Source organism: Calditrichota bacterium, from assembly GCA_014359355.1.
GTDB lineage: Bacteria > Zhuqueibacterota > Zhuqueibacteria > JANLFK01 > Oleimicrobiaceae > Oleimicrobium.
This window is the reverse complement of record JACIZP010000115.1, coordinates 1-6,242: the sequence shown is the minus strand read 5'-3', so window position 1 is coordinate 6,242 and position 6,242 is coordinate 1. Positions and strand designations below refer to the sequence as shown.

Genomic DNA, 6,242 nt, shown 5'->3' with positions numbered 1-6,242 from the left:
CGATGTGGCCAAGATCGAGCTCCGCAACAAAGAGCCGCAGAACATCGTCCGCCTCAACCAGAAGCGTTGCCTGGGGCTCGCTGTGTACAAGGAGACCAAATTCAACACCGTGCGTGCGGCGAATGATTTGTTGCGGGCGTTGGCCAACATCAGGCAGGCACTGCCCGGGTACGAGCTGGTGGTGGTGCAGAACCAGGCCGATTTCATCACCACGGCCATCGATGAGGTCAAACAGAGCGCCCTCATCGGCGTGCTCTTGGCGGTGCTGGTGCTCTATGTCTTCTTGCGGCGGATTGGGGCAACCGCCATCATCAGCGTGGCCATCCCCATCTCGGTGGTCGCCACCTTTAACATGATGTACTTCAACGGGCTGACGCTCAACATCATGACCCTCGGTGGGCTCGCCTTGGGCGCGGGGATGTTGGTGGACAATGCCATCGTGGTCATGGAGAACATCTTCCGCAACATAGAGGCGGGGGTACCGCTGCGCGAGGCCGCCGTCGTCGGCACGGCAGAAGTCGGTGGGGCCATCACTGCTGCCACCCTGACGACGATTGTGGTCTTCCTGCCCATTGTCTACCTCCACGGCGTGGCGGGCGAGCTGTTCAAGGACCAGGCCTGGACCGTGGCGTTTTCGCTCCTCTCTTCGCTGGTGGTGGCCATCCTGGTGATCCCGATGCTGGCGGCGCGCTTTCTGAAGACGGGCAACCGCACTTTGCCCAAGCGGTCCCTGTCGTTCCCGTGGTATCCAAAGTTTTTGGCCCGTATTCTCGACCGCAAATGGTGGGTGATCGGGGGCGCAGTGGCTCTGGTGGTCCTGGCGCTGGTGCTGCTGCCCGTGGTGGGAAGCGAGTTCATCCCTAAGACCGACCTCGGTGAGTTTACCATCGAGCTGCGGCTGCCTGAGGGTACCGAGTTGCGCCGCACCGAGCAGACCGTTGCCGGCATTGAGGACCTGATCAAAGCTACGCTGGGCGATGAGTTGCAAACGCTCTACAGCCACATTGGTCCGTCCACCGCAGCAAGTAGCGACGAAAAGGCGATCTTTGCGGCGGAGAACAGTGCCAGCGTCAGAGTCATCCTTAGCCCGAAACATCGCACCTCGGCGCAGGAGCTAATTGCTCGTCTGAACACCAGGCTCGCGGACGTTCCAGATCTGGAGGTGGAGTTCATCCAGGAGCAATCGGCTTTGCAGAGCACCCTGGGCACCGAGGCTGCGCCGCTGGTTGTAGAGATTAAGGGCAAGGAGCTGGCGGTGCTGGATAGCCTCACCCAACAGGCCAAGCGGCGGCTGCTGGGCATCGACGAGCTTTTCAATGTGCAGACCAGCTTCGAGGAGGGCGCGCCGGAGGTCGAGGTGGTGGTTGACCGGCTGCTGGCGGGCATGTACAACATCAGCGTGGAGAGCATCAGCTCCCAGCTGCGCGACCAGCTCATGGGCAAGGAGGCTGGCACCTGGGAGACCGGGGGGGAAATGCAGGACCTTACCCTGCACCTGCCCAAAGTGGGCGTGGGCCAGCTGCGCGACGTGCTCCTCACCAGCGGCGGGCAGAAGATCCGCCTGAGCGAGGTGGCCACCATTCGCGAGACGGTGGCGCCCAAGGAGATCTACCGTCGCAACCAGAATCGCATCGGTCGGGTCACCGCGCACGTCCAGAAGGGCAAGCCCTTTGACCATGTGGTACGGCAGGTGCGGCAAGAGTTGGCGCACCTGGAGCTTCCTCCTGATTACTCGGTAACGCTCACCGGTGAGGAGCAGAAGCGCAGCGAGGCGTTCCACAACCTCGGGTTCGCGCTCATTCTTTCCGTGGTGCTGGTGTACATGGTGCTGGCAAGCCAGTTCGAGTCGCTCATCCACCCGTTTACGGTGATGTTAAGCGTGCCACTGGCCGCCGTGGGATCCATCTTCACCTTCCTCATCGTCGGCAAGTCGCTGAACATCATGGCTTATATTGGCATCGTCATGCTGGCCGGGATTGCCGTCAACGACTCCATCATCCTGGTCGATGCCATCAACCGGCTGAAGGCGGAGGGGTATCGGCTGCGCGATGCGATCATCGAGGCGGGGAGACGCCGCTTCAGGCCGATTATCATGACCAGCCTGACCACCATTCTGGCATTGCTGCCGTTGACCTTTGGCTTCGGCGAGGGGGCAGCGCTGCGGGCGCCGATGGCGCTGGCCGTGATCGGCGGCCTGGTGACCTCGACCCTGCTGACGCTGGTGGTGATACCGTGTGTCTACCTTGTCTTTGACGAACTCCGCGCCAGATTTGCGCGCTGAGGACACATTGTCCACGCTACTGGTGAATCGGAAAGAGCAAGAGTGAGTTTCATCTACCGACGCAAGACGCTCATCAGCATGCTGTTCGTGGGGCTGACCCTGCTTGGGGTCGTCTCCTACAAGCAGCTTCCCGTGGAGTTGCTGCCCAACGCCGAATTGCCCTTTCTCATTGTCCAGGTCTCTGGCATGCTCGATGTGGATCCCGCCTACATGGAGCGGCATGCCATCATCCCTCTGGAAGGTGCGATTGGCTCGCTACAGGGGGTCGAACGCATCGATTCGTACGTCGACCCGCGCCGGGGAACGATCTTCGTCTACTTCACGCAGGGGACCAACCTCAAGTACGCCTACCTGCGCCTGCAGGAAAAAGTGGACGTGGTGAAGACCACCTTGGGCGATGAGTTCAACGTCAACGTGGTGCGCGTTGACGTGGACCAGCTGGCCAACCAATTCATGGAGCTGCAGGTTCGCGGTGGCGGCGACGTCGACCGCGTCCGGCACTTGGTGGACAAGGAGGTGGTGCCTGAGCTGGAGAAGATCGACGGCATCGCCACGGTGATGGTCTCCGGTGGGCGGGAGAAATCCGTGGAGATCATCCTCAACCAGGACGCCTGCCGGGCACATGGCATCACCGCTGCACAGATCCGCAATCTGATCCGCCAGAACAGTCGCACCACCACCTTTGTCGGCCGCGCTTTTGGCCGGGACAAGCAGTACTTTGTCAACGTGGTGGCCGACTATGCGGACGTGCGGGATCTGGAGAACCTCGTGGTGCGCCGCGAGGGGCCGGTGCTGTTGCGCGATGTGGCGCAGGTGGTGGTCGGCGTTAAGGAGGAGACCTCGTTGAGCCGGGTCAACGGCAAGGAAGCCGTGACCGTACAGTTGGTCCGGGATGCGCAGGTCAATCTGATCTCCCTGTCGCACGCCACCAAGGCGGCGATCGCCCGCCTGAATCGTGAGCTTAAAGGGCAGGACCTCGAGATCGCCATCCAGAGCAACATGGCCGACGATATGGAAAACAACGTCAAGTTGATCATTCAACTGGCGTTGGTGGGCGGCTGCCTGGCAGTCTTAGTCCTCTGGCTCTTCCTGCGCAACCTGCGCCTGGTGGTGACCATCGTTCTCGCCATCCCCATCTCCATCTTCACTGCTCTCAACCTGTTTTACGCCTTCGGAATCACGCTCAACAGCCTGACGCTGGTAGGTATGGCTTTAGTGGTGGGGATGCTGTTGGACAACAGCGTGGTGGTGCTCGAAAACATCTATCGCCACGCAGCGCTGCACCGGCAGCCGGATGAGGCGGTCACGCGTGGCACCAAGGAGGTGTGGCGCTCCATTTTTGCTGCGACTTTGACCACTGTCGTGGTCTTTCTCCCCTTCATCTTCTCCAGCAATTTCCTCATCAAGCTCTTTGGCAAGCACATTGGCGTGTCCGTGGTGAGCACGCTGTTGGTCTCGCTGGTGGTTGCCCTGCTGTTGGTGCCCATGATCACCCACCACTTCCTGAGTCGCGGCAAGGTGGGCAAGGGGGTGCAGTTCCGCATCGTTTCGCAGAAGAATAGGCTCCTGCAAATCTACACGCTCCTGCTCAAGTCGTGCATGCGCTTTCCAGTGCGCACCATCGGCACCGCTTTCGTGCTCTTCGTAGCCAGCGTGCTTGTTGCGTTAGGCGTGAGCCTGAACGTGGCGCGAGAAGTGCAAACCACCGACCTCAACCTCTATCTCACCATGGCCAGCGGCGCCACCCTGGAGACCACCGACGCGGTGACCAGCGAGTTAGAGAAGCGCATCGAGGACATCCCCGAGAAGCAGGACATCGTCAGCAAGATTTACGAGGAAGAGGCAGTTGTCACGGTCAAGCTGCGCAAGGACTATCAGAAGATCAAGAACCGTTCCATTGCGCAGATCAAGAGCGATATCCAGGAGCGCATCAAGGATTTTCGCCTGGCAGAGGTGAGCTTTGAGCAGCCGCGGGCGAGCCGGCGCTTCCGCGGCGGTGGGGGCAGGATGAACCCTGGCGGCTCGTTTGAGCGCCTGTTGGGCATTGGCACCCAGAGCGAATCCAATGTCATCAAAGGCACCGACTTTGGCCGGATGCGGAATGTGGCCGAGGACATTCGCTACTATCTGCAGAATTTGGAATCGGTCCAGTCGGTGCGGGTCAACGTGTCCGAGAACCGGCCTGAGCTGCATCTGCTCTTTGACAAAGCCGTACTGAGCGAATACGACATCACCTTAGCCACGATCGCTGCGGAGCTGACCGGCTTTCAACGGGAGTTCTCCTCCGGACTGCAGTTCAAACAGGGTACCGACGAGTACGAGATTATCATTCGCAGCGCCGAGATGGAGGAGCGGGAAAAGACGGTCGATGACCTCCGGCACCTGCGCATTCCTTCGCAGAGCGGCGGCACTTACGAGCTGCAGCAGCTGAGCCGCATCGTCTACGCCACCGGCCTGGCCACCATCAACCGCGTGAATCAGGAGAAGCAGATCGAGGTCAGCTACCAGTTCCTGACCGAGGTCAATGCCTCCAAGACCTTGCGGGAGCAGGCGCGCGCCGAGGTGGCAGACGTACTGGCCAACCTCACCGTGCCCGCCGGGATTGCGGTGGAGATGGTGCAACCAGAGTCAGAGTTGCGCGAGTTCTACTACCTCATCGGCGCGGCCGTAGTGCTCATTTACATGATTTTGGCTGCCGTGTTCGAGTCGTTGTGGCTCCCCTTGGTGGTGTTGTTCTCCATTCCCTTTGCCGCGGTCGGGTCCTTCGTCGCGCTCATTGCCACCGGCAATTCGCTGCTGAACGCGAACACTTTGACCGGCTTTCTCATCCTCTTTGGCATTGTGGTGAACAACGGCATCATCCTCATTGACTACACGCGCATCTTGCGCAGCCGTGGGTTCCGTCGCTCGCGTGCGCTCTTGGTGGCGGGCCAGGCGCGCGTGCGTCCAATCCTCATCACTGCCATCACCACCATCGTCGGCATGTTCCCGTTGGCCATGGGCAAGGGGGAATACGTGACCTACATTGGGGCGCCCTTTGCCATCACGGTCATCGGCGGACTGAGCATGAGCACCCTGCTGACGTTGGTGTTCATCCCCACGGTCTATGCTGGTCTGGAGACGATGCTGCGGTGGCTCGCCGGCCTGGATTGGCGCGTGAAGGTAGCTCAGGGTGTGGCACTTCTTGCCGGCGGGTGGCTCATCTACCGCAGCGTGGACAGCCTCTTCTGGATCTGCATCGATGGCATTGTGTTGCTCATGCTCATCCCGGCGGCGACTTACTTCTTGATGACCAGCCTGCGCCGGGCAAAGAGCGAGCTCATCCCCGCCGATTCGCCCATAGTCATTCGGCTGCAGAATCTGGTCAAGATTTACGACCAGGAGATGCGCTTTGTCCGCGAGTGGAAAAAGGGCAAGATCATCCGGGCCAAGGCCGGGCTGCACAAGCGCTTCACTTCCTTGCGGGACTTTGACCAGTTCGTGTGGCAGGTGCCGCTCCTGGGCTTTCTGATCTACTTCGTCTACTTCTACCTGGGCAGTGCCTTCTGGTTTGTGCCCCTGTCGGTGCTGCTCTACTTCTTTGTGCTCATGCTGCTCGGTCCGGTCCGCGTCTACTTGCAGCACCGTTTTCGTCGCGCAGGACGCAGTTTTTGGCGCACCCTCGGCGATCGCCTGCGCACGGTCTGGTTGTGGGGATTTCCGGCCTTGACGCTTCTGCTCTTCCAACTGCGCTGGCAGAAGATTGGCGTGGTGGCGGTCGTCGGGGTGCTGTGGTATGCGGCGTTGGGCGTGAACGCTCTGGCCACGCGCATCTACCAGAAGCGGATCAACATTGCGCGCATCGGAGGGCGCTTTGGTGGACTTCGGCGTGCACTGTACCGCCTGGTATTGGCCATTCCCATCGTCGGTAAGAAGAAGCAGCCATTCCGTGCCCTGGACCAGGTTTCGCTGGAGATTGGCA

2 protein-coding genes are annotated in these 6,242 nt (G+C 60.5%); both read left to right on the top strand.

The annotated features are described in order from the left end of the window. A partial coding sequence (locus H5U38_04755) for an efflux RND transporter permease subunit (protein MBC7186332.1) occupies nt 1–2,281 on the top strand: 2,281 nt, incomplete at its 5' end. A gap of 42 nt (nt 2,282–2,323) precedes the next feature. Further along, a partial coding sequence (locus tag H5U38_04750) for an efflux RND transporter permease subunit (protein MBC7186331.1) occupies nt 2,324–6,242 on the top strand: 3,919 nt, incomplete at its 3' end.